The sequence below is a fragment of the Streptomyces sp. NBC_01431 genome (genome assembly GCF_036231355.1).
Lineage (GTDB): Bacteria > Actinomycetota > Actinomycetes > Streptomycetales > Streptomycetaceae > Streptomyces.
The window spans coordinates 7,369,009-7,391,030 of the sequence record NZ_CP109496.1 but is presented as its reverse complement, the minus strand read 5'-3'; the positions used below and the strand labels follow the sequence as shown (position 1 = coordinate 7,391,030).

20 protein-coding genes are annotated in these 22,022 nt (G+C 70.8%); 14 read left to right on the top strand and 6 right to left on the bottom strand.

Annotation, left to right across the window (positions count from 1 at the left end; all coding sequences use genetic code 11):
• Positions 1-184: 184 nt before the first annotated feature.
• Both OG522_RS33755 and OG522_RS33750 read left to right on the top strand, forming a co-directional pair.
• Positions 185-1,324, top strand: a complete 1,140-nt coding sequence (locus OG522_RS33755; RefSeq protein WP_329466842.1) for a hypothetical protein — start codon at positions 185-187, stop codon at positions 1,322-1,324.
• 217 nt (positions 1,325-1,541) lie between these two features.
• The gene (locus OG522_RS33750) at positions 1,542-1,916 is read left to right on the top strand and encodes a VOC family protein (RefSeq protein WP_329466841.1); all 375 of its coding nucleotides are present in this window, start codon (positions 1,542-1,544) and stop codon (positions 1,914-1,916) included.
• A 155-nt stretch (positions 1,917-2,071) separates the two neighbouring features.
• Here the strand turns inward: OG522_RS33750 and OG522_RS33745 are convergent, their stop codons facing one another.
• Together OG522_RS33745 and OG522_RS33740 are read right to left on the bottom strand one after the other, a co-directional pair.
• On the bottom strand, positions 2,072-2,584 hold the full coding sequence (locus OG522_RS33745; protein WP_329466840.1) for a mycothiol transferase: 513 nt from the start codon (positions 2,582-2,584) through the stop codon (positions 2,072-2,074).
• A 96-nt stretch (positions 2,585-2,680) separates the two neighbouring features.
• A complete protein-coding gene (locus OG522_RS33740; RefSeq protein WP_329466839.1) occupies positions 2,681-3,322 on the bottom strand; it encodes a TetR/AcrR family transcriptional regulator in 642 nt (213 codons plus the stop codon).
• Positions 3,323-3,434: 112 nt separating this feature from the next.
• Here OG522_RS33740 and OG522_RS33735 point away from each other — a divergent pair, with 112 nt between their 5' ends.
• The 4 genes from OG522_RS33735 to OG522_RS33720 all read left to right on the top strand — a co-directional run bounded on the left by OG522_RS33735 (position 3,435) and on the right by OG522_RS33720 (position 7,112).
• Entirely contained in the window at positions 3,435-4,655 is a 1,221-nt protein-coding gene (locus tag OG522_RS33735; protein ID WP_329466838.1) for a cytochrome P450, read from the top strand.
• A gap of 20 nt (positions 4,656-4,675) precedes the next feature.
• Positions 4,676-4,888, top strand: coding sequence for a ferredoxin (locus OG522_RS33730; protein ID WP_329466837.1), 213 nt, complete (start codon positions 4,676-4,678; stop codon positions 4,886-4,888).
• Positions 4,889-5,147: 259 nt separating this feature from the next.
• Entirely contained in the window at positions 5,148-5,558 is a 411-nt protein-coding gene (locus OG522_RS33725; RefSeq protein WP_329466836.1) for a RidA family protein, read from the top strand.
• A gap of 363 nt (positions 5,559-5,921) precedes the next feature.
• Complete coding sequence (locus OG522_RS33720) at positions 5,922-7,112, top strand: MFS transporter (RefSeq protein WP_329466835.1); 1,191 nt, start codon at positions 5,922-5,924, stop codon at positions 7,110-7,112.
• A gap of 117 nt (positions 7,113-7,229) precedes the next feature.
• Here the strand turns inward: OG522_RS33720 and OG522_RS33715 are convergent, their stop codons facing one another.
• A complete protein-coding gene (locus OG522_RS33715) occupies positions 7,230-7,961 on the bottom strand; it encodes a hypothetical protein (RefSeq protein ID WP_329466834.1) in 732 nt (243 codons plus the stop codon).
• Between the two features lie 254 nt (positions 7,962-8,215).
• Between OG522_RS33715 and OG522_RS33710 the strand changes: the two genes are divergently transcribed.
• Positions 8,216-9,574 (top strand): cryptochrome/photolyase family protein, encoded by a 1,359-nt coding sequence (locus OG522_RS33710; RefSeq protein WP_329466833.1) that lies wholly within the window; start codon positions 8,216-8,218, stop codon positions 9,572-9,574.
• A 51-nt stretch (positions 9,575-9,625) separates the two neighbouring features.
• Positions 9,626-10,129, top strand: coding sequence for a GNAT family N-acetyltransferase (locus OG522_RS33705; RefSeq protein WP_329466832.1), 504 nt, complete (start codon positions 9,626-9,628; stop codon positions 10,127-10,129).
• 315 nt (positions 10,130-10,444) lie between these two features.
• Here the strand turns inward: OG522_RS33705 and nadE are convergent, their stop codons facing one another.
• Entirely contained in the window at positions 10,445-11,275 is an 831-nt protein-coding gene (gene nadE / locus OG522_RS33700; RefSeq protein ID WP_329466831.1) for an ammonia-dependent NAD(+) synthetase, read from the bottom strand.
• A 208-nt stretch (positions 11,276-11,483) separates the two neighbouring features.
• Here nadE and argG point away from each other — a divergent pair, with 208 nt between their 5' ends.
• From argG to OG522_RS33685, 3 genes are all read left to right on the top strand, one after another.
• Positions 11,484-12,938, top strand: coding sequence for an argininosuccinate synthase (gene argG, locus OG522_RS33695; protein WP_329466830.1), 1,455 nt, complete (start codon positions 11,484-11,486; stop codon positions 12,936-12,938).
• 205 nt (positions 12,939-13,143) lie between these two features.
• The gene (thpR, locus tag OG522_RS33690; protein ID WP_329466829.1) at positions 13,144-13,734 is read left to right on the top strand and encodes an RNA 2',3'-cyclic phosphodiesterase; all 591 of its coding nucleotides are present in this window, start codon (positions 13,144-13,146) and stop codon (positions 13,732-13,734) included.
• 370 nt (positions 13,735-14,104) lie between these two features.
• Entirely contained in the window at positions 14,105-15,649 is a 1,545-nt protein-coding gene (locus tag OG522_RS33685) for an SDR family oxidoreductase (protein WP_329466828.1), read from the top strand.
• Positions 15,650-15,776: 127 nt separating this feature from the next.
• Here OG522_RS33685 and OG522_RS33680 read toward each other — a convergent pair whose 3' ends face one another.
• Positions 15,777-16,115: a nuclear transport factor 2 family protein gene (locus tag OG522_RS33680; protein WP_329466827.1), complete on the bottom strand. Its 339-nt coding sequence runs from the start codon at positions 16,113-16,115 to the stop codon at positions 15,777-15,779.
• Between the two features lie 284 nt (positions 16,116-16,399).
• Here OG522_RS33680 and OG522_RS33675 point away from each other — a divergent pair, with 284 nt between their 5' ends.
• Together OG522_RS33675 and OG522_RS33670 are read left to right on the top strand one after the other, a co-directional pair.
• Positions 16,400-17,155, top strand: a complete 756-nt coding sequence (locus OG522_RS33675; RefSeq protein WP_329467839.1) for a dienelactone hydrolase family protein — start codon at positions 16,400-16,402, stop codon at positions 17,153-17,155.
• A 407-nt stretch (positions 17,156-17,562) separates the two neighbouring features.
• Positions 17,563-19,422: a M1 family aminopeptidase gene (locus OG522_RS33670; RefSeq protein ID WP_329466826.1), complete on the top strand. Its 1,860-nt coding sequence runs from the start codon at positions 17,563-17,565 to the stop codon at positions 19,420-19,422.
• Positions 19,423-19,581: 159 nt separating this feature from the next.
• Here the strand turns inward: OG522_RS33670 and OG522_RS33665 are convergent, their stop codons facing one another.
• A complete protein-coding gene (locus OG522_RS33665) occupies positions 19,582-20,784 on the bottom strand; it encodes a cytochrome P450 family protein (RefSeq protein ID WP_329467838.1) in 1,203 nt (400 codons plus the stop codon).
• 361 nt (positions 20,785-21,145) lie between these two features.
• Between OG522_RS33665 and OG522_RS33660 the strand changes: the two genes are divergently transcribed.
• Positions 21,146-21,781 carry a TetR/AcrR family transcriptional regulator gene (locus OG522_RS33660; RefSeq protein WP_329467837.1) on the top strand — a complete coding sequence of 212 codons (636 nt, stop codon included), beginning with the start codon at positions 21,146-21,148 and terminating at the stop codon, positions 21,779-21,781.
• Positions 21,782-22,022: the final 241 nt, after the last annotated feature.

Genomic DNA, 22,022 nt, shown 5'->3' with positions numbered 1-22,022 from the left:
GCACTCCTGGCTGCCCGGGACCGCGGCTCGGCCCGGGGCGCGCCGGTCGCTGGGGCCGTGTCGGCGCACGAATGGCGGGGGTTGACCTTTTGGGCTCTTATAGGCCGTATGTGCATCCCCTATGACGCACCGTGACAGCCGGACGTAGCGGCGTCGCGTCGAGGCACAGCAAAGGAAACCAGTCATGGCATCCGATCACAGCCCCTCACAGGACGAGCAGATCCCCATACCCCTCGGGGACGAACCCAGAGTCGCCCTGCTTCGCGCAGTGGCCACCTACCGCCCCATGCACGAGGTCGCCTCGCTCGTACACCTCCTGAACAAGGCCGGTGAACACCCGGGGCCCGGCGACCAGGCACTGCGCCTGGCCGTGGTCTCCCGTTCCCTGAACGAGGTCCACCAGCTGATCTCTCTGCTGCACGAACCCCCCAGCACCCCCGAGGACGCCGAGACCGCGCTGCGCGCGGCCGCGATGGAGCGACCCATCGAGGACGTGGTCGCGCTGATCACCAGCTTCGGCCCGGACGGCAGCGGACCCCTCCCCCAGACGGCCCACTCCCCGGAGGAACCGGAGGCCATTGCGCCATCCGTCCTCCCCGTCACGGCCGAAGCGCCGGAAGCCACTGCGCCGTCCGTCCCGGTCGCGGCCGCAGTGCCGGAGGTACCTGCGCCGTCCATCCCCGCCACGGCCGAAGCGCCGGACGCGCCTGCGCCGGTCGCCCCGACCGCCGCCCCGACCGCCGCCCCTCCCGCTACCCCGACCGCGGAACCGGCGGGCATTACGCCGTCCGCCCTGGCCGCGGCCCTGACCGGAGAGCGGGCGGCCGTCGCACCCCCCGTCCCGAGCGCACCCCCGGCCGGGAGCCCGAGCGCCCCGGAGGTGGTGGTCGTGGCCAGGACGGAGGCCCTAGGGCCGTCCTCCGCATGGACGCCCGTACGGTCCGTCCTGCGCTGGCCCGCGGCGGTCGTTCTGCTGGTGATCGGCGCGATTCATGTGCCGACCGACATCCTGGACCTGCGCGCCGGCGACCCGGCGGCCGGCGTGTCCATGATCATCGCCGCCGCCTGCCTCACGCTGGCCTGCCTGCTGCCGGTGCACGACGCGGTGTGGGCCTGGATGGTCGGCGCGGCCGCCGCCCTCGGCACCGTCGTCATCCACTCGGTGACCACGGCGCTCAACTCGGTGCACCTGCTGAGGGGCAGTCTGGGCAGTACGTTCACGGGTGCCACCAAGCTCACGGTGCTCTGCGCCGTCATCGCCGTCGCCCTGGCCGCGACAGCACTGACACGCAAGCCCAGGGTGAGCACGGCCAAAGAGGCCTGAGCCCGGCGTCCTGCCGTTCACGACCTCGATCCCGAGACGCCGAACTGGCGCGCGGGGTCCGGGTCGTGGCGGCAGGACGCACCGATGTCCCCGGTGCTCGCCGAGCGGCGGCCGGGGCCCTGGCATGCGCGGGCGCGCATGCCCGCCGCCGCGGCGGGTACGCCCCCTCCCGTACAACGGCGTCGCGGAAGCGGCCCAAGAGCGAGGGGTGCCGGAAGTGATTCGAAAGCTGCAAGCGATCGCGCTGGACTGTGCCGATCCGGTACGGCTCGCGGAGTTCTACGCGGATCTGCTTGGCGGCCGGGTGGTCGCCGATCAGGATGACGCCGAGTGGGTCGAGGTGCACGGGTTCGAGGGGACGCCGCTGGCCTGCCAGCGGGTGGACGGCTACCAACCACCCGAATGGCCCGGCCAGCAGCACCCGCAACAGCTCCACCTGGACTTCGACGTGGATGACCTCGACGGGGAGGAAAAGCGGGCACTGGCCCTGGGAGCCACCGTGCTGGAACGGACGGACCAGATCCGCCCGGATGCCAACTGGCGCGTGTACGCGGACCCGGCCGGCCATCCGTTCTGCCTCTGCCTCCACTGAGCCCACCGGGCCCAGCCCATCCGCCCTGCCCCATACGGCGCAACACCGGGCGCTCCGGCCCGGTTCCGGTGTACGCGCGGACCGCCCAGAAAAACGGCATCAACCACCAACCGGATTGGGGTTGTTGGGGTCCACTGCCCGCGTTCAACCTGTCGTCAGCGTCGTTCCTGCAGCAGTCCCCGGACATACGCGGCCTGACCGACGTGCTGGAGGTCATCGGAGAGGAAGCTGATCAGCCGGACGCCGAGGGTGACGTGCGGCGTCCATCGCTCGTCCACGACGCGGTCGAGCGCCGCCTCGTCGAGTCCGCGCACGAAGGACACGGTCTGCTCGTGGACGGCGTCGTGGTAACCGCGCAACTGGTCGGCGGAGATGCCACGAACCGATGCCACCTGCTTGGCCGTGTGCCCGTACCCGGTCTCCTCGTCGCCGAGCGGCAGTTGGAACCGGTCGGCCCACCCCTGGGCGGTCCACACCTGGTCCAGGCCGGCGGCGTCGGCGACATGGTCGTCCTGGACGCGAGTGAGGTGCCAGACCAGCCAGCCGATCGAATTCGCCGTGTCGCTCGGCCGGTGAGCGAGCTCCTCGGGCGAGAGACCGTCGACCACGGCGTGCACTTCCTCCTGGACGCGCCCGAACGCGTCCGCCAAAACCTCTGCAGTGTTCATCCGTCCATACTCACCCATGCGTGGCGCGCCAGGTGGTGCGCGCCGCCGGACCGCGGGGTGTTCACCAGCGCGGGGGTAAGCGCCGCCGGCGCAGACCTACCCGCCCGGTGGGTTCGGCGTCGGGTTCAGGACTAGGGGCAGGTACACGTCGTCGACGATTTCCGTGATGACCTCGTCGTCGACGGGGGCGCCGAACAGCAGGAACTCGTTGCGCAGCAGATCGGTCGCCACGCTGGCTCTTCGGGAGCCGAGGACCCATGCCTGGACCTCACCGCGCTCGACGGCGCGTTCCAGGATGGTCTGGATCGTCTGCGGCCCGGCCTTGTGGATGTGCTCCCGGATCAGCCCGGCGAGCTCGGCGTCGCGCGCCATCTCGGCGAGGAGCCCGCGCAGGATACCGCCGAGGGGGCTGTCCATCTTGGCGGACATCTGCCGCAGCAGGGCGATCACATCGGTGCGCAGGGTGCCGGTGTCGGGGATGGAGACATCGGCGAAGCCACGCAACTTGCAGGCGTCCACGACCAGTTCGGCCCGGCTGGACCAGCGGCGGTAGACGGCGGCCTTGCCGGTACGGGCCCGAGCGGCGACGCGGTCCATCGTCAGCGCGGGGTACCCCACCTCGGTGAGTTCATCCAGCGTGGCCGCCAAGATGGCGATTTCCAGTTCCCCGCCCCGGCGCCGGGGACCTTTGCGGTGGTCAGCGGCCGGTTCGGCGGCTCCCTCGGCGTTCGATGACACCGCGACTCCCCCAGGATTCCCTTAGAGACCGTTGCGTTCCCTAAGTGGGCAGTCTAGCCTTCCAGTTAGAGAACTGTCCGTTCTTTAAACGTCTGAGGTTTCGAGGGATTCGATGACCGAGGCTGCCGCAACACTCCAGACGCACGACGCTCCCGCCTTCCCGGCCGACCGCACCTGCCCCTACCAGCTTCCCGAGGCGTACAGCCGGCTGCGGGACGAGCCCGGCGCACTGCATCCCGTGACCCTCTACGACGGCCGGCGGGCCTGGGTGGTGACGGGACACCAGACGGCGCGCTCGTTACTCGCCGACCCCAGGCTGTCCTCCGACCGCACCGATGCCGCCTTCCCCGCCACATCGCCCCGCTTCCAGGCCTTCCGGCAGCAGCGTCCGGCGTTCATCAGCATGGACCCGCCCGAACACGGCCCCCGGCGGCGGATGTTGATCAGCGAGTTCACGGTGAAGCGCATCAAGGGGATGCGCAAGGACATCGAGCGCATCGTGCACGGCTTCATCGACGACATGCTCCGTGCCGGACCGCCCGCGGACCTGGTGAGTCAGTTCGCGCTGCCCGTCCCGTCCATGGTGATCTGCCAACTCCTGGGCGTGCCGTACGCCGACCACGACTTCTTCCAGGACGCGAGCAAGCGGCTGGTCCAGGCGACCGACGTGGCGGGCGCGGTGGCCGCGCGCGACGACCTCCGGGCCTACCTGGACACCCTGATCACCCGACTGGAGGCCGAGCCCGGCCCCGGACTGCTGGGCACACTGGTCACAGAGCAGCTGGCGAGCGGCGGCATCGACCGCGAGGAACTCATCTCGACCGCCCTCCTGCTTCTCGTCGCGGGACACGAGACGACGGCCTCGATGACCTCGCTCAGCGTCATCACGCTGCTGGAACACCCCGAGCAGCACGCGGCTCTGCGCGCCGATCCGGGCCTGGTCCCCGGGGCAGTCGAGGAACTGCTGCGCTATCTCGCCATCGCCGACATCGCCGGTGGGCGGATCGCCACGGCCGACATCGAGATCGACGGCCACCTCATCCGCGCGGGCGAGGGCGTGATCGTCACCAACTCCATTGCCAACCGGGACGGTTCGGTCTTCCGGGATCCGGACACCTTCGATGTGCACCGTTCGGCCCGCCACCACATCGCCTTCGGCTTCGGCGTCCACCAGTGCCTCGGCCAGAACCTGGCCCGCCTGGAACTCGAAGTCATCATCGCCACGCTCTTCGACCGCATCCCGACGCTGCGCCTGGCCGTCCCGGTCGACCGGCTGACACTGCGCCCCGGTACGACGATCCAAGGCGTCAACGAACTCCCGGTCACCTGGTGACCGCGCCACGAGGAGGGGCCATGAAGCCGATGGAAGGCACCGTCAAGGTGTCCGCCGACCGGACCGTCTGCATCGGCGCCGGTCTGTGCGCGCTGACCGCCCCCGAGGTCTTCAACCAGGACGACGACGGCCTCGTCGAGCTGCTCATGCCCGATCCCGGCGCCGACCGTCAAGCCGCCGCCCGCCGAGCGGTCGGCCTCTGCCCGTCCGGCGCGGTCCGGATCACCGAATAACCCAGCCCAGGACCGGGCCCGCCCAGGGCCCGGTCCTGACGCGAACGACGCTCCCTTTTCGCTGCCGCCGAGACCGGAACGAGGCGGGGCTGAAAGGCCGAAGGACGGTTGACCGCCCCGGTCGACGCTGTGCCCGACCGAGCCGGACTCGCTCACGCCCCCGCCCTCAACCTGTTGTTCAACCTCATGCCGTGACGGCTGGTCGTGCCGTGGGGCAAATTGCGATGCGCTTCTGCGGCAGGCTCGTCAGACTCGTGACATGACTGCGAAGATCACCCGCTTCAACCCCGACCAGTTACATGAGACGCCGGGCTATCACCACATCACCGTTGTGGAAGCCGGCCGAACGGCTTACCTGGCAGGGCAGTGCCCGCTCGATCAGTGTGGCTCCCTCGTTGGTCCGGGCGCCCTCGAGACGCAAGTCGACCAGGTCGTCGCGAACGCACTCGCCGCCCTCGCGGCAGTGAATGCCCAGCCACAGCACGTGGTGCGTTCAGTGATCTACGTGCGGAGCGACGACAGGGAGGACCTGGGCATCGCCTGGAGCCGGCTTACCGCTTCCGTCCTCGGACCGGCGTTCACGTCCGCCAGCACGCTCTTGGGGGTTGCGCAGTTGGGCTTCGCCGGGCAGCTGGTCGAGGTGGACCTCACGGTCGCGCTGCCCGACTGAGCGGTCCTCACGCCTCGCACGGCCTTCGTCGTGGTTCCCGAAAGCGTGACGCTTCCGCGAACGCCTCGCACGCAGCGGCTTCAGACAGCAGCCTCACCCACGAGTTGTACGCGTGTCTGACCGCGCGGGGCTTCGAGCTGTCGGATGCGGTGTTGTGTGTGCCGGGTGCGGTGCATCCGGCGGTGGAGTTGACGCTGCTCCGGGGGTGCCACGCGCAACGGTCCACGCTGTGCTGCACACCCCCGGCCGGTCGCTGGGCGAAGCGACCCGGGCCACGCGGGATTCGATCCTGGACCAACAGGCAGCACGGACACGGGGCCGCGGCGTCGGATCGACGCTAGCCACGGCGTTACCGTCTGGGGCATGGACGGTGATCTCCGAGGGTGGCGTCAGTGTTTGCTCGGCGGCGCGGTGTTCGCGGTGTGCATGGTGGGCACCACGCTGCCGACTCCCCTTTACGGCCTCTATCAGGAGAAGTTCGGTTTCTCCGAGCTGACGGTCACCCTCGTGTACTCCGTGTACGCCTTCGGCGTCATCGGCGTGCTCCTGCTGGCGGGCAACGCGTCGGACACCGTGGGCAGGCGTCCGGTGCTGCTGGCGGGCCTGGGGTTCGCAGCAGCGAGCGCCATCTGCTTCCTCTGCGCCACCGGTCTCGGCTGGCTGTACGCGGGGCGGCTGATGTCGGGGCTGTCCGCCGGTCTGTTCACCGGGGCCGCGAGCGCGTACGTGATGGACCTGGCGCCGCGCGGTGGCGCCGCGCGGGCGACGTTCGTGGCGACGGCCGTCAACATGGGCGGCCTGGGCTGCGGCCCGCTGCTCGCCGGAGTGCTCGCGCAGTATGCCCGTTGGCCCCTGTACCTGCCGTTCGCCGTGTACCTCGCCCTGGTCGTCGGCTCGGCCGCTGTCCTGCTGGGGCTCCCGGAGACGGTACGGGAGCCCCAGCCGCTGAGCGCCGTACGGCCGCAGCGGCCCGGTCTGCCCAAGCGGGTACGGGCGGTGTTCGTGCCCGCGGCCATCGCGTCGTTCGCGGGGTTCGCCCTGTTCGGGGTGTTCACCTCCGTCAGCCCGGCCTTCCTCGCGGAGTCCCTGGGCGTGCACAACCATGCCGTCGGCGGGCTGGTGGTCGCGCTGGCCTTCTTCGCGTCGACCGCCGGGCAACTGGCCGTCGGCAGGGTCGGCGTGGGACGGTCGCTGCCGCTGGGCTGTGCGGTCCTCCTCGCCGGGCTGGCCCTGCTCGCGGGCGCGCTCCGGTGGGACCTGCTGGTGCTGATGGTGCTGAGCGCCGTCGTCGGCGGCGCCGGGCAGGGGCTGGCGTTTCGCGCGGCGCTCTCAGCGGTCGCCGAGGTGTCGGCCGCGGACCAGCGCGCGGCGGTGATCTCCACGCTGTTCGTGGTGGCCTATGCGGGCATCTCGGTGCCCGTGATCGGCGTCGGCGTCCTGACGGGCCCCCTCGGTCTGGAAGGCGCGGGGCTGGTGTTCATCGCGTGCATGACCCTCCTGGCCACAACCGCGGCCGGGTATCTGCTCCGGCGGCCGTTGCAGGCGAGTACGTGAGCGCCACGACGGGCCCCCGACCGAGAAAGTTGGGGCGTACGACGACGAGGAGTTCTTCCGTTCCGGGCAGGCTTGCCGGGGTGTGTCAGCAGGGCCGGGATGGCGTCGCACCTTGTCTCATACGGCAGTTGAGGCCGCAGTCCGCCGCGCCCCGGCCACCTCGGCCGCAGCCGACTCGCCCGCAAGGCCCGTGCGGCGAAGCGCCCGCAGCATGGCCGGCACATCCCGCTCGTCGTCGCCGGTGACGGCGACCAGGGATTCCAGCACCCGCGGCGTCAGTGCGTACCGCTCGGCGCAGGACAGCAGGGCCTCGGCACCGCGATCGGCGGGGCCCGCGTCGCTGCCCAGGGCCGGGGCGATCGCGAAGTCGTCGTCGGCCTCGATCATGCTGAGGACATCGGACCTGTCGACAAAGCGGCTCATGCCGCAGTCGAGACCGTCGTCGTCCAGGTCCTGCGGGTACAGGGCACGTGCCCAGGCCCCGTTCTCGTACCAGTAGACACAGCCGAGTTCATATCCTTGGAGCAGATCGCGCAGCTTGTCGTGCGGAAGCCAGTCCGGGGCTCCGGCCAGCATGTCGACGGCCGGTTCGTGCCACTTGACCTCGCTCGACTCGTCCTCGCCGTACAGCACGAACCGGCCTTCGCCCATCCTGGCCAGCGTCCACCACGTACAGCCGGAGTCATCGAGGTGCAGGCCCGCGCCGTCGATCCAGCAACCCGTACGGTGAACCGGCGGCATCTCCTCCGCTTCGGTTGTCGCCTCCAGCACGGCCAGCAGGCCCCACCGCGCCCAGAGAACCTCCGGCGTCGGCAAGTCCTCGGGGTGGCCCGGTCGGTGGATCGTCATTTCCCTGCCCCTGTTCACGTCACGATGTGTGCTTGACGAAGGGTAGGACCTGTGGCTCAGGTCGTGCCGCAGCCGGTCGGGGGGATCTTCTGGCCGCCTACGGGAGCTTGACGAAGCGTTCGGATCGCTCTCGCCGGAAGACGACAGGGAAGCCAATCCACCGGCGCACCGGCTACGAATCCCCTTCATGGCCAACGATGTCCAGGAAGATCGCTGTGTGAAGGAAGTGGTGCGCATCAGAGGAGAGCGACCAGGTGACCGTGTCCGTAGTGCTGTTCACATCCGATCTGCGCCTGCACGACAATCCGGTGCTCGTTGCCGCTCTGCGCGAGTCGGCGCGGATCGTGCCGTTGTTCGTGTACGACGACGGGGTACGCACAGCCGGGTTCGACGCGCCCAACCGGAGGGCGTTCCTGGCCGACTGCCTGGCCGATCTGGCTGCCGGGCTACGAGCGCGCGGAGGGCATCTGGTCCTGCGCGCCGGTGATGTGGTGGAGCAGGTCTGCGCGGTCGCGGCTGCCGCGGGTGCGGGCCGGGTGCACGTCGCAGCCGGAGTCACCCACTACGCCGCGCGGCGTGAGGCGCGTCTTCGGGCGGCCCTGGAACGGGCGGGCCGCACCCTGACGGTGCACGACGCGGTCGTGACCGCGCTGGCGCCGGGCGCCGTCACCCCCGCCGGCGGTGACCACTACGCGGTGTTCACCCCGTACTTGAAGCGCTGGAGCCAAGCAGGCGTACGGGACCTGGTGGCAGCCCCCCGCACGGTCAGGGTCGCCGAGGTCGCCTCGGATCCGCTGCGGCCCCGCACGGCAAACGGCGGCCACTCCCCCGGTCTCGCCGAGGGAGGTGAGACGGCGGGGCGGCGGCAACTGCGGAAATGGCTGTCCACCGGCGTCGCCGGGTACGAAGACGGGCACGACGACCTCGCGGGCGACGCCACCTCGCGCCTCTCCCCCTTCCTGCACTTCGGGGCGTTGTCCGCCGCCGAGGTCGTCCACCTGGCCCGGCGCGAAGGCTCGCCCGGCGCGCTGGCGTTCGTACGGCAGTTGGCCTGGCGGGACTTCCACCACCAGGTCCTGGCGGCCCGCCCGGACGCGGCACACGAGGACTACCGTGCCCGCGGCGACCGGTGGCGTACCGACGAGCGGGAGATCGCCGCCTGGCGCGAGGGCCGCACCGGATACCCGTTGGTGGACGCGGCCATGCGCCAGCTCGCCCACGAGGGCTGGATGCACAACCGGGGCCGGATGCTGGTGGCGAGCTTCCTCACGAAGACCCTCCACGTCGACTGGCGGGTGGGCGCCCGCCACTTCCTGGACCTGCTGGTCGACGGGGACATCGCCAACAACCAGCTCAACTGGCAGTGGGCGGCGGGCACGGGCACCGACACCCGGCCCAACCGCGTCCTCAACCCGGTCGTCCAGGGCAAACGCTTCGACCCGCACGGCGCGTACGTGCGGCACTGGGTGCCCGAACTCGCCGGTGTGGAGGGCCGGTTCATCCACGAGCCCTGGAAACTCCAGGACACGGATCGCGCCCCGACCGGCTACCCCCTCCCGATCGTCGATCTGGCCGAGGCCCGCACCCGCTTCGAGCAGGCCCGCACCATGTGACCCGGCGAAGGCACGGGTGGACCGCCGTTGCGGGTCGGTACAGTACTGCGCGTGCCCGAGTTGCAGCTGCTTCGTCCGGACCACGCCCCGGCGCTCCTCGCCTTCGAGCGGGAGAACCGTGACTACTTCGCCGCGTCCATTCCTGACCGGGGCGAGGACTACTTCGCCCGGTTCGACCAGCGGCACCTTGCTCTGCTGGCCGAACAGGAGGCGGGGGCCTGCTACTTCCACCTGCTGGTCGGCTCTGCGGGCGACGTGCTGGGCCGGGTCAACCTGGTGGACGTGGCGGACGGCGCCGCCGAGCTCGGGTACCGGATCGCGGAGCGGGCCGCGGGCCGGGGGCTGGCCACCTCGGCCGTTCGGGAGGTGTGCCGCCTTGCCGCCGCCGGTTACGGCTTGACCGCCCTGCGGGCCGCCACCACGCTCGACAACGCGGCGTCCCGCGCAGTGCTGGCCCGTACGGGCTTCACCGTCGTCGGCCGGACGCGGCTCTCCGGCCGCCCCGGCCTGACGTACCTTCGCAGCCTTGAGGACTCCGCCGCCGGTGCCTGCTGAAGGCATCGCGAACTTGGCAGCGTGAGGGGCGGGGCGGCCTGATCGCGGCAGCGGGCAGCGGGCAGCGGGCGGGGGGGCAGCACACAGTCCGGCTCGATGGCCGCCCGCAGCCCCCGGGTGACGTGGCTGCACGACGGTCGGCCCAAGTCGGCACCGAAGCCGGTCAGCCCCCACCTCTCCCCTCATCGCCTTGCCGACGGGCCGACGGGCCGACGAATCCCGCTGCCGCATCCCCGTGGACGAACTCCTCGACATGGGCGGCGCACCAGGGCCCCACCCACCGCCCTCCACCCGGCCGCGACGAGGGCCCGCCCGTCAGGGGGCGACGGGCAGTTGACGCTTGTGGTCGGTGAGGCGGTAGCGGTTGACGATGGTTTCGAAGGCGCGCTCGCCCACCGGCTTGCCCTCCAGGAAGTCGTCGATGTCGTCGTACGTGACCCCGAGCGCGTCCTCGTCGGCCTTTCCCGGGTCGAGCGTCTCCAGATCGGCCGTCGGAACCTTCCACACCAGCTCGGCGGGCGCACCCAGCGCGTCCGCCACCGCGCGCACCCGGCGCTTGGTCAGGCCGGTCAGCGGGACCAGGTCGGCAGCGCCGTCGCCGAACTTGGTGAAGAAGCCGGAGACCGCCTCGGCCGCGTGATCGGTGCCGACGACCAGACCGGAGTGCGCGCCGGCCACCGCGTACTGGGCGATCATGCGCTGGCGGGCCTTGATGTTGCCGTGCACGAAGTCCTGGTGGGCGGCGTCCCGGAAGCTCACTCCCGCGCTCAGGGAGGCGTGAAGCGCGGCGTCGCTCGCGGGCTTGATGTCCACGGTCAGCGTGTGGTCGGCCTGGATGAAGGAGAGCGCGAGCTGGGCGTCGTGCTCGTCGGCCTGGACCCCGTAGGGCAGCCGCATCGCGTAGAAGCGGGCCTCATGACCGGCGGCCCGCGCCCGCTCGACGGCGAGCTGGCACAGTCGGCCCGTCGTGGTCGAGTCGACGCCGCCACTGATACCGAGCACGAGGGAGCGCAGGCCGCTGGAGGTCAGCCGCTCGGCGAGGAACGCCACCCGGCGCTCGATCTCCCGCTCGGCCTCGAAGGTCTCGGCGACCTGGAGTTCCCGGGCGATCTCCTGCTGCAGGGCGATGGACGCCGGCTCGCTCACGTCTGCTCCTTGTTGTGTTCACGATGTGTTGCCGTGCTCAGCCTAGCCAGGGGTGATCCGGCGTCCGGGGCGAGGGACCCCACCTCGGCCCCCGGCGCCGAAGCGGGCACTCCGCCGAAGGGTGGGGACCGCGCGGTGCGCGACCGCGACCGGGACGAGCCCCGGCCAGCGGCTTGCATGATCATGCGAGATCATGCATACTTTTCCCATGTCCAAGGTCCTCACCTCCCTGCCCGCCGGCGAGCGCGTCGGCATCGCCTTCTCCGGCGGTCTCGACACCTCCGTCGCCGTCGCCTGGATGCGCGACAAGGGTGCCGTCCCGTGCACCTACACGGCCGACATCGGCCAGTACGACGAGCCCGACATCGCCTCGGTGCCCGGCCGCGCCAAGACCTACGGTGCCGAGATCGCGCGCCTGGTCGACTGCCGTGCGGCGCTGGTCGAGGAGGGCCTTGCCGCGCTGACCTGCGGGGCGTTCCACATCCGCTCGGGTGGGCGCGCCTACTTCAACACCACGCCGCTCGGCCGCGCCGTCACGGGCACGCTCCTGGTCCGGGCGATGCTCGACGACAACGTGCAGATCTGGGGCGACGGCTCGACCTTCAAGGGCAACGACATCGAGCGGTTCTACCGCTACGGGCTGCTCGCCAACCCGCACCTGCGGATCTACAAGCCGTGGCTCGACTCGGACTTCGTGACCGAGCTCGGCGGCCGCAAGGAAATGTCCGAGTGGCTGCTCGCGCACGGCCTGCCCTACCGCGACAGCACGGAGAAGGCGTACTCCACCGACGCCAACATCTGGGGCGCCACCCACGAGGCCAAGACCCTGGAGCACCTCGACACGGGCGTCGAGACCGTCGACCCGATCATGGGCGTCAAGTTCTGGGACCCCTCGGTCGAGATCGCCACCGAAGACGTGACGATCGGCTTCGACCAGGGCCGCCCGGTGACGGTCAACGGCAAGGAGTTCGCCTCCCCCGTTGACCTCGTGATGGAGGCGAACGCCATCGGCGGCCGCCACGGCATGGGCATGTCGGACCAGATCGAGAACCGGATCATCGAGGCCAAGAGCCGCGGCATCTACGAGGCGCCCGGCATGGCCCTGCTGCACGCGGCATACGAGCGCCTCGTCAACGCGATCCACAACGAGGACACCCTCGCCCAGTACCACACCGAGGGCCGGCGCCTGGGCCGCCTCATGTACGAGGGCCGCTGGCTCGACCCGCAGGCCCTGATGATCCGGGAGTCGCTGCAGCGCTGGGTCGGCGCGGCCGTCACCGGCGAGGTCACGCTGCGGCTGCGGCGCGGTGAGGACTACTCGATCCTGGACACGACGGGACCGGCCTTCAGCTACCACCCCGACAAGCTGTCGATGGAGCGTACTGAGGACTCCGCGTTCGGGCCGGTGGACCGGATCGGCCAGCTCACCATGCGCAACCTCGACATCGCCGACTCGCGCGCCAAGCTGGAGCAGTACGTCGGCCTCGGTCTGATCGGCACCGGCAGCCCGGTCGTCGGCGCCTCGCAGGCGGCCGCGACCGGCCTGATCGGCACCATGCCGGAGATGCCCGAGGGCGGCGCCGAAGCCATCGCCTCCCGCGGCGACGTCTCCGACGACGACCAGATGCTGGACCGCGCCGCGATGGAGTTCGGCACGGACTGACCCCTCCGCCGGGCCACGGACGAAGGCTCGGGGAGATCCCAGTACCAGCAGAGGCCGGTTCGACGCCCCCGTGGCGACGAGCCGGCCTCTGCTGTTTCCCGGGCCGGGCAAAGGGCCGGGGAGCCCGCGTTGCATAGTGGCGGCGTACGCCCCGTACGAAGCGGGCGACGGCTGATGCATCCGGATACGGCACGGAGTCCTTTTTGTGAACGAGCACATTCAGTCCGCGACCGTCCGCGCGTTCATCGCCCTCGCGCCGCCGGACGAGGCGAAGGAGGGGCTGGCGCGGGAACTGCGCTCTGCCTACGAGGCGTACCCGCGCATGCGGTGGAACCGCATCGAGGACTGGCACATCACCCTGGCGTTCCTCGGTGAGCTTCCGGTCGCGACCATCGCGCTGCTCCGCCCGCCACTCGCGGAGCTGGCCGGCGCCCGCCGTCCCGTCGAGCTGGCGCTGCGCGGTGGCGGGCACTTCGACGAGCGGGTGCTGTGGACCGGGATCGAGGGGGACCTCGAAGGGCTGCACGGGCTCGCCGCGGAAGTGCGCGGCATCGTCAAGGACTGCGGTGTGGCCTTCGAGGACCGGCCGCTGCGCCCCCATCTGACGCTGGCCCGCGCCCGCCGGGACGACCCCTCCTCGGCGGTGGAGACCGCCGCCGGGCTCGCCGGATTCGTCGGCCGCCGTTGGCGGGCCGAACGGCTGCACCTGGTCGTCAGCAATTTCGGCCGCGGACCCGAACCGATCCGCTACCGCGACCTGGCGGCCTGGCACTTCGACGGCGAACAGCACGGCTGACTGCCGAGCGGCGGTGGCCCCGCAGGGGGCATGGGCGATTGTCGGCGGTCTTCTCGTTGACCGGCTCAAGAAGTTCGCGCGCCGCTCGGACGGGGAGTCGGCCACCTGGCCAGAACCTCCGCGCAAGGCGGCAACCGCGATGCCCCGGTCTCGTCGTACGGAGCGTCGGCCACCTCGGCCAGAACCTCCGCACCAGCTCGCCCGGAACCGCCGCGCGAGTCGGCGACCGTGACGCCCCGGTCTCGCTCGAAGAGCCACCCGTTCGACCCGCCCACCACCTGCGGGCCTGCGGCGGCCGACCCCCTCCGGCTGGAAGGATCGCGTTCACACGTGGCGTGCCGAGCCGAGGCCGCCGGAGTCGGAGGCACTCATGGCAAGCGGAGACGCACCCCGGCTGCACTGCCTGGTGGCGGGCGCGACGGGTTACATCGGGGGTCGGCTGGTCCCCGGACTCCTCGCCGCCGGGCATCACGTGCGCTGCCTGGCACGATCGCCCGAGAAGCTCCGTGACCACCCGTGGGCCGGCGATGTCGAGGTGGTGCGCGGCGATGTGACCGACGCAGCGTCGCTCACCGGCGCGATGCGGGGGATCGATGTCGCGTACTACCTGGTCCACGCTCTGGGGACCGGCTCCGGCTTCGAGGCGACCGACCGCGAGGCATCCCGCGCCTTCGCCGCCCAGGCACACGCTGCGGGCGTCCGGCGCATCGTCTACCTCGGCGGTCTCGTGCCCGCGGACGTCCCACCGCACGACCTCTCCCCGCACCTGCGCTCGCGCGCCGAAGTCGGTGAGGTCTTTCTCCAGTCCCCCGTGCCAACGACGGCGTTGCGTGCGGCGGTCATCATCGGCTCCGGTTCGGCGTCCTTCGAGATGCTGCGCTACCTCACCGAGCGGCTTCCCGTCATGGTCACCCCGAGCTGGGTGAGCACCCGGATCCAGCCGATCGCGGTGCGCGATGTGCTGCGTTACCTGGTGGGCAGCGCCACGATGCCCGACGACGTCAACCGGTGGTTCGACATCGGAGGCCCCGACGTTCTCACCTACGAAGCGATGATGCACCGCTACGCCCGCGTCGCGGGGCTTCCCCACCGCCTGATCCTGCGCGTGCCGATGCTGACCCCTGGTCTGTCCAGTCACTGGATCGGCCTGGTCACGCCCGTACCACGCGGCCTGGCCCGCCCACTGGCCGAGTCGCTCCGCCACGAAGTCGTCTGCCACGAGCACGACATCGAGCGGTACGTGCCCGATCCGCCCGGCGCTCCGGTCGGCTTCGACGAGGCACTGGCCTTGGCTCTACGGCGGGTTCGCGAGGCCCAGGTCACCACCCGCTGGTCGTCCGCCTCCCTGTCCGGCGCCCCCAGCGACCCGCTGCCCACCGACCCGGCCTGGGCGGGCGGCAGCCTCTACACGGATCGCCGCGAACTGCCCACCGACGCCTCCCAGCAGGCACTGTGGCGGGTGATCGAGGGCATCGGCGGTGACAACGGCTGGTACTCCTTCCCACTCGCCTGGAGCGTGCGCGGCTGGCTCGACCGTCTGGTGGGCGGGGTGGGCCTGCGTCGTGGCCGCCGCGATGCGAACCGGCTGCGCGTGGGCGACTCGCTGGACTTCTGGCGAGTAGAAGAGATCGAGCCGGGTCATCTGCTGAGGCTGCGCGCCGAAATGCGGCTGCCGGGGCTGGCCTGGCTGGAGATGTACTGCGAGCCGGGCCCGAACGGCCGCGCCGTCTACCGCCAGCGCGCGCTGTTCCATCCGCACGGGCTCCTGGGGCACTTGTACTGGTGGAGCGTGGCGCCCTTCCACTCCGTGGTCTTCGGGGGCATGGCTCGCAACATCACCGGCGCCGCCTCGCGGGCCGACGAACTCCCGGACCGGGACCCCGGTCTCCCCGACCGGGACGCCTCCGGCCCGTGACCGCCCGGCGGCTGGATCCTGCACGCGACGAGAAGGCGGTGCCGGCAAGCCGGTGAGCCGAGAGCCGGGGCGCCGGTGAGCTCCCGTGCCGGGCGGTGGTCCGCAACGGCTCCGGTCCGTGGCCGGGTCACACCTTGCCGCCGAAGAAGACCTCGACCTCCTGGATGCGTCCGTCGCGCACCGTGATCGTCTCGACGTTGCGGTACCGGTCGCCTGTGGCGAGTTCGTACTCGTAGTGGACGAAGACGAGTTCCCGGTCCCCGGGGGTGATGTGCAGCAGCCGCTGCTCCCTGAACCGGTCGGCGGTGGGGAAACAGCGCTCGAAGAACGCCGCCCTGTCGATGTGATCGTCCTGGGGACTGGTGAAGGTGAAGTCGTCGGCGTAGAGGGGCAGAGCCGCCTCGCGGTCCTGTGACCGGAAGTACCGGAATGCCGCTTCAACGATGCGCACCGGATCGTCGCTCATGGGATGTCCTTGGTGGGAGGCCGGCCGTTGCCCACCACCGTAGGACACCTTCCGCGCCAAGCGGCCCGGTGCGCCGCGTGCCCGTAGTCGTTCCCACCCGCATCGGCCCGGGGGCGCCGGGCCCCGCGCGCAGGGGCTCTTGTGGTGTGACTCGTCAGCGCGGCTGCGGCCCCGCTGACGACGCCACGGCCCAAGCACCACCAAGAGGCGAACTACCCTTGACCGTCGAAGCGTTGACAACCTCCTCTTCCCCATAGCTCATGAGAAGGAAGCAAACCGTGACCATGCCCTCAGTGGCCAGTACGTCCCTCGACATCACCACACCCGATGGCGTCGCCGACGCCTACCTCAGCCATCCGGCCGACGGCAGCCCGCACCCCGGGGTCCTGCTCTACATGGACGCCTTCGGGCTCCGCCCCTGGCTGAAGCAGATGGCGGACCGGCTGGCCGCGGCCGGATACACCGTGCTGGTCCCCAACGTCTTCTACCGCCACGGCCACGCCCCTGTGCTCGAACTGCCCGAGTTCATCGACACCGCCGAGCGGCCGGACATCTTCCAGCGGATCATGCCGATCGTGCAGAGCCTCACCCCGGAGCTCGCGATGCGCGACGCCGGCGCCTATCTCGACTGGCTGGCCGCCTCCCCGCTGGTCGCCGACGGCCCGGTCGGAATCACGGGGTACTGCATGGGCGCGGGCCTCGCACTGCGCACCACGGGAACGTACCCGGAGCGCGTCGCGGCCATGGCGGGCTTCCACGGCGGGCGGCTGGCCACCGAGTCACCGGACAGCCCGCACCTGCTGGCCGATCGGATCACGGCCGAGGTGTACTTCGGCCACGCCGACCAGGACAGGTCGAATCCGGCCGAGCAGATCGACCTCCTCGACAAGGCGCTGGAGACCGCGGGCGTCCGCCACCGGAGCGAGGTCTACGAGGGCGCGCACCACGGCTTCACCCAGGCCGACACCTCCGCCCACAACCCCGCCGCGGAGGACCGGCACTGGCGCGAACTGCTCGCCCTCCTCGACCGGGCGATGTAACCGGGGGCGCCACCACGGTGTGACGTACGGGGCGGCGTAGACGGCCATTGTCACGAATCGCGACCGGGCCAACCGACCTGCTACTACGCCGTGTCGCGCCGTACCGTGCGTCAACCAGGCCTGAAATTAAGGGATTTGGGGCGCTTCCACCCTCGCCATCGGGTGGTGGGAGCGCCGCGGCACCAACACCGGCCCGAGCCCGAACACTTCAAGCTCCACTATTGGCATGACTCGGTCAATGCTGCGACGCTTCCCACTGTCGCCCTGTCCTCAGGACGACAGCAGAAGTCTCACCTCAGCGATCGCGCAGGCGATACGCGCAGCCCTCGGCTGTGTCCGGCACACCCAGGCCGGCCAACAGCCACCGAGCAGGCCGGAGAATCCCGGCCGCCGCAAAGGAGTTTCGTGTGAGATCCACCCCCCACAAGGCCCTCGCCGCGACCGCGAGTGCCGTCGCCGCGTTGGCCGCCGTCTCCCTCCCCGCCACCCCGGCGGCGGCCGCACAGGAGCAGGCCCCGCGCGCCGCAGCCTGCTCCCCGGCCCAGCTGGTTTCCAACGGCGGCTTCGAGAGCGGCACTTCGCCCTGGAGCCAGTCGTCGAGCGGTGTGATCACCAACCGCGCCGGACAGAGCGCCCACAGCGGCAGCAGCTTCGCCTGGCTCAACGGCGTCGGAAGCACGCACACCGACACCCTCTCCCAGAGCGTCACCATCCCGTCCGGGTGCAGCACCGCCACACTCACCTTCTGGCTGCACATCGACACCGACGAGACGACGTCGTCCACCGCGTACGACAAGCTGACGGCGAAGATCGGCAGTACGACGCTGGCCACGTACTCAAACCTCGACGAGAACACCGGTTACGCACAGAAGTCGTTCGACGTGTCGGGGTTCGCCGGGCAGACCGTGACCATCGGCTTCACCGGCACGGAGGACTCCAGCCTCCAGACGAGCTTCGTCGTGGACGACGTCGCCCTGAACACCTCCGGCGGCTCGACCCCGCCCGGCGATTCCACCCGCACCCCGGCCGCACCCTCGTACAACGTCAGTCTCAGCAGCAACGCGGACGGCACCGGGTGGACCGGGCACGAGAGCGTGACCTTCACCAACGCCTCGTCCACTGCGCTCAGCGAGGTCTACCTGAGGCTGTGGGACAACTACCACGGCACCTGCTCCGCCATGCCGATCACGGTCGGCAACCTCACCGGAGGCACCGCGGGCAACCTCTCGGTGGGCTGCACGGCTCTCGAAGTCGGCCTGCCAACGCCGCTGGCCCAGGGTCAGTCCGCCACCATCGGCTTCGACCTGGGCATCACCGTGCCCAGCGGCGCCGACCGTTTCGGGTCCGACGGGGCCTTCAGCTTCATCGGCAACGCCCTGCCGGTCCTCGCGGTCAAGGACGGAGCGGGCTGGCACCTCGACCCGTACACGAACAACGGCGAGTCCTTCTACTCCCTGGCCGCCGACTTCAAGGTCGCCCTCGACCACCCGAGCAGCCTGCTGATACCGGCCACCGGCATCTCGGCCGACACCCCCGGGTCCAGTGGCCGCACCATCACCACCGCCACTGCCTCCAAGGTCCGTGACTTCGCCTGGGCGGCCGGCCCCTTCAGCAAGATCTCCGGCACCTCCGCGGCCGGCACCCCGGTCAACGTCTACTCCGTCTCGGGCATCAGCTCGGCCAGCGCCCAGTCGATGCTCACCACGGCGAAGTCGGCCGTGGATGCCCACGCGGCCAGGTTCGGCGCCTACCCGTACGGTGAGCTGGACGCCGTACTCGACAACAACTTCTGGTTCGGCGGCATGGAGTACCCCGGGTTCGTCCTCGATCTGGTCAGTACCACGGCCCTCACCCATGAGATCGGGCACCAGTGGTGGTACGGCATCGTCGGCGACGACGAGTACAACAGCCCCTGGCTGGACGAGGCGTTCACCGACTACGCCACCGACCTGGCGCTGAACAAGACCGGCGCCAACTGCTGGAGCAGCGTCTCCTGGGCCTCCAGCAGCGAGAAGATCACCAACTCGATGGCCTACTGGGACGCCAACTCCTCCCGCTACTCGACCGTCGTCTACGACTACGGCAAGTGCGCCCTGCACGACCTGCGACGCGTTCTCGGTGACAGCGTCATGGCCAAACTGCTGAAGGACTACGCCATTTCGCACTGGTACGGCGTCTCGACGACGGCCGAGTTCAAGGCAGCCGCCCAGGCCGCGACGGCCACCGACCTGACCTCGTTCTGGACCCAGCACCGCATCGACGGCTGAGACGTCACCGGTTCGCCGCGGGGGACACCGCCACCACCCCTCCCCCGCGGCGAGCTCACCACCCGATTCGGAACCACCCTGTGGCCCGGCGCGGTGCCCACCGAAACCCGGGCTGGGGGATGAGCGAGGGCCGCGGGCGCGGTGCGTCGGCTTCGCGTCTCAGCTGCGGGCGCCGTATCGGACCGGCAGCCGGTCCAGACCCCTGATCAGGCCGGGGCGCCAGGGCAGTTCGGCGGGGTCCGCGGCGAGCGCGAGGTCGGGGAAGCGGTCGAGTAGCGCGGTGAAGGCGACCGTGGCCTCCAGGCGGGCGAGCGGGGCGCCGAGGCAGTGGTGGATGCCGTGCCCGAAGGCGAGGTGCCCGGCGCCGCCGCCCGCGCGGGGCCGGCGGATGTCGAACTCGTCCGGGTCGGGGAAGCGGCGGGGGTCCCGGGAGGCCGATCCCAGCAGGATCAGGACGGCTTCCCCGGCCGGGATGGTCACACCGTCGATCTCCACGTCCTCGGTGGCCCAGCGGTACGCCGAGGACGTCACCGGTCCCTCGTACCGGAGCATTTCCTCGATGGCGCCTTCGAGCAGCGACCGGTCCGCACGCAGCGCGGTGAACTGCTCGGGGTGGGTGAGCAGGGCGTACGTCCCGTTGGAGAGCAGGTTGACGGTGGTTTCGTGGCCTGCGACGAGCAGTACGAACGCCATGCCGAGCAGTTCCTCCGGGCCGAGCCGGGCACCTTCCGCGTCTCGGGCCCGCACGAGTGCGCTGAGCAGGTCGTCGCCCGGCGAACGGTCCTTGGCGCGGAGCAGACCGGTGAGGTAGTCGGTCATCGACTTGGCCGCTGTCAGGCCGGCCTGGGGAGTGGGCGGGAAGACCATGTCGTGGGACCACACCCGGAAGGGCTCCTGGTCCTCGGCCGGCACACCGAGCAGTTCGCAGATGACGGCTACGGGCAACGGTCGCGCGAGCGACTCCACGAGATCGGCGCCGGCCAACGGGGCGATGGCGTCGAGGAGTTCATCGGTCAGCTGCTGAATGCGCGGGCGCAGCGACTCGATCCGGCGGGCGCTGAACTCCCCGGCGACCAGCTTGCGCAGCCGGGTGTGCTCAGGCGCGTCGGTCTGGAGCATGTTGCGGCCGATCGCGTGACCACCGTCGCCCGTCCAGCGGGAGGAGTGACGGACGTCGTTGCTGAGCCGGACGTCGGTGAGCGCGTTCCGTACTTCCTCGTGCCCCAGGATCACCCAGATGTCACCGGCGTCTCCGGTGGGCACCCGGTGTACCGCGCCCTGCTCGCGCAGGTGGGCGTAGACGGGATAGGGGTCGGCGGCGAAATCTGTGCCGGCCGGTGCGAGAGTCTCGAACGCGGGCATCGTGCTCACGGATTGGTCCCTTCGTCGTTGGGCCATGGCTCGGTCAGGCCCTGCCTCACCAAGCGAGGCGGGACTAAGTGGGGAGTATTCCCCACTTGGCGCCCGACCCTAACAGCGAACCGGGGAGCGGTCCACGGTTTGTTGTTAGGGTGCTGGTCATGACACGCGGGCGGCGCCGGAAGAGCCACCCGGCGCACGGCGGGAGTGGTGAGGGACTGTGAGCGCTGGGCACAGCGGCGGGACACCGGCAGGGGGCGATGCGACGCCGGGAGACGACAGCGGGCCGCAGAGCGCCAGCCCGGGGCGAGGCAGCGACCGGGCCCGGCACGACAGCCCGGTCCCGGACTACGGCCGGGCCCCGTTGCGGCGGGACGCCCTGCGCAACCGCGAGTTGCTCATCGCCGCGGCCCGCGAGCTCTACGCCGAGCAGGGCGTGGATGCGCCGCTGGACGACATCGCCCGTCGCGCGGGCGTCGGCAACGCCACCCTCTACCGGCGCTTCCCCACTCGGGGCGCGCTCATCGAGGCGGTCTTCGGTGACTCGCTCAACGACACCATCCGCCGCGGCGAGGAGGCCCGGAACACCGAAGACGCTTGGGAGGGCCTGGTCCGCTATCTCCAGCACATCTTCGAAGGCCTGGCCGCCGACCGGGGCGCCAACGACCTGATGACCACGGGGATCCAGGACATTCCCTCCCTGGACGCGCTCAAAGCCCACCACCACCAGACGATCTCGCTGCTGATCGGCCGTGCCCAGGAGCAGGGCGCCATGCGCGACGACGTCACCGTAGAGGACCTCCTCTTCATGCTGGCCGCCCTCGGGCGCGTCGTCCCCGCGTCCATGACGACCGCCCCCGGCGCCTGGCTGCGCCACCTCCACCTGCTCCTCGCCGGCCTGCGCGCCGAGGCCGCGGCTCCCCTGCCCACCCCGCCGCTCACCGCGGACCAGCTCGCCGGGGCACTGCAAAGCCTGGCCGCCCCAAAACAGCAGAGCTGAGCCCGCGTCAGACGCGCAGGACCGCCCCTTCCCCAGGTTCGCGTGGCAGCACGCTCACAGCGCGCCCGGCATGCCGTTGCGCGGCCTGGTGGGGACACACGCCGTGCCCCGAACGGGTCACCCGGAAAGGACGGCCCGGTGTCCGTACGCGCAGGATGGGAAGCTCCAGCACGAGGACCGGCAGAGAGGCTGAGCGTGACGGATCCCTCTCGGCGCCAGACTCCGGGCGCGGACCGTGGGC